This window comes from Pseudactinotalea sp. (assembly GCF_048594945.1).
In the GTDB taxonomy this organism is placed as follows: Bacteria; Actinomycetota; Actinomycetes; order Actinomycetales; family Beutenbergiaceae; genus Pseudactinotalea.
Window position 1 is genome coordinate 1 of sequence record NZ_JBMDXJ010000399.1, and the last position, 1,934, is coordinate 1,934.

At 72.0% G+C, this 1,934-nt stretch carries 1 protein-coding gene and 1 pseudogene; both read right to left on the minus strand.

The features are described 5' to 3' along the window. On the minus strand, positions 1-1,531 hold a 1,531-nt coding region (gene dxs, locus ACOJSN_RS18100), incomplete at its 3' end, for a 1-deoxy-D-xylulose-5-phosphate synthase (RefSeq protein WP_420113888.1). 97 nt (positions 1,532-1,628) lie between these two features. After that, positions 1,629-1,934: pseudogene (locus tag ACOJSN_RS18105) on the minus strand (amylo-alpha-1,6-glucosidase); the annotation flags it as partial.

Below are 1,934 nucleotides of genomic sequence, written 5' to 3' on the forward strand. Positions count from 1 at the left end.
CGACGCCCACCACGAGAACACGCGCATCGCCGTCGCCCGCTGTCCGGGCGAGTACGTCCACAGAGCCCGACCGCGAGATCGCGGGGATCGGCTCGGGGAGCGCCGACTTCGGATATCGGATCACGGTCGGCGCGTCCGTGACCTGCACCGCCTCACGCAACGCCTGCCGCAGCGTGCGCTCGTCCCGCGGAGCGGCCAGCCGCAGTCCTGGTACCAGCCGCAGCAGCGCCATGTCCCACATGCCGTTGTGCGAGGCCCCGTCCTCCCCGGTGATGCCCGCGCGGTCCAGCACGATCGTGACGCCGGCCCGGTGCAGCGCCACGTCCATGAGCAACTGGTCGAACGCCCGGTTGAGGAACGTCGCGTACAACGCCACCACCGGGTGCAGCCCGGCGAACGCCATGCCGGCGGCTGCCGTCATCGCGTGCTGCTCGGCGATACCCACGTCGAAGACACGGTCCGGCAGCTCCTCGGCCATCGGCGCCAGGCCCACCGGACCCAGCATCGCCGCCGTCACGCCGACCACATCGGAACGAGACCGGGCGATGTCGACGATCTCCTCGGCGAACACTGCCGTCCACCCGAACCGCGACGGCACCACCGGCAGCCCGGTCTCGGGGTGGATCACGCCGACGGCATGGAACCGGTCGGCGACGTCGGTCTCGGCGGGGACGTACCCGCGGCCCTTCTCGGTGATCGCGTGCACGATCACCGGGCCGCCGAACGCCCGCGCGCTGCGCAGGGCGGCCTCGACCGCGAGCACGTCGTGCCCGTCGACCGGCCCCACGTACTTGATCCCCAGCCCCTCGAACATGCCCTGCGGGCGGAGCACGTCACGCAGCCCGGTCTTGAGGCCGTGCAACGCCTCGTACGTCATCTGCCCGGGCGCACCGGCGCCCTTGAGGGTCTTCTTGCCCCAGCCGAGCACCTTCTCGTACGGGCGCGAGGTCCGCAGCGCGTCGAGCTGGCGGGCGAGTCCGCCGATCGTCGGCGAGTAGGAGCGGCCGTTGTCGTTGACCACGATCACGAGGCGCCGGTCCTCGGAGGTGGCCACGTTGTTGAGCGCCTCCCAGGCCATGCCGCCGGTGAGCGCCCCGTCGCCGATGACGGCGACCACGGTCCTGTCCGCGTGCCCGGCGAGGTGGTTGGCGCGCGCGATGCCGTCGGCCCACGAGATCGCCGTGGAGGCGTGCGAGTTCTCCACCACGTCGTGGTCAGACTCAGCGCGGCTCGGGTAACCGGACAGGCCGCCACGCTTGCGGAGCCGCCCGAACTCGGTACGGCCGGTGAGGATCTTGTGCACGTAGGACTGGTGGCCGGTGTCGAACACGATCGTGTCCCGCGGCGAGCTGAACACGCGGTGCATCGCGATCGTCAGCTCGACCACGCCGAGGTTGGGCCCCAGGTGGCCGCCGGTCTGCGAGACCGAACTCACGAGGAACTCACGGATCTCGGCCGCGAGCCGCTCCAGCCGCGCCGGCCCGAACGCGCGAAGGTCGTCGATCGAGGTCAGCCGATCCAGCTCTCCCACTGCGTCGACCTCCTTCCCACCCTGGTGCTAGCGAGTCCCATGCTACGTCCGTGGTCACCCCGGTACGGCGCACCTCGAGCAGGGTGTGGGGAGATCGTCAGGAGATCTCGACGGCGATGCCCGCCTCGGTGACGACCCTCACCCTGCCGTCGCTCTCGACGGCCACGTCGAGCGGTTCGGGTCCGAGCCGCAGCCCGCCCACCTCGAATGGCCGCTCGGTCCGTGGCGCGACCCGGACCATTCCACCCGGTACGTCGGGCTGCAGCCCGAGCCGGGCCGCGAGCAGCGCGACGGCCGCCGCCGCGGTCCACGCCTGCGGGCGGCACGCCGCCGGGTAGGGCGCCGGCGCGCCGAGCTGCTCGGCACGGTCCCCGGAGAACAGCTCGGGCAACCGGTAGCCGAA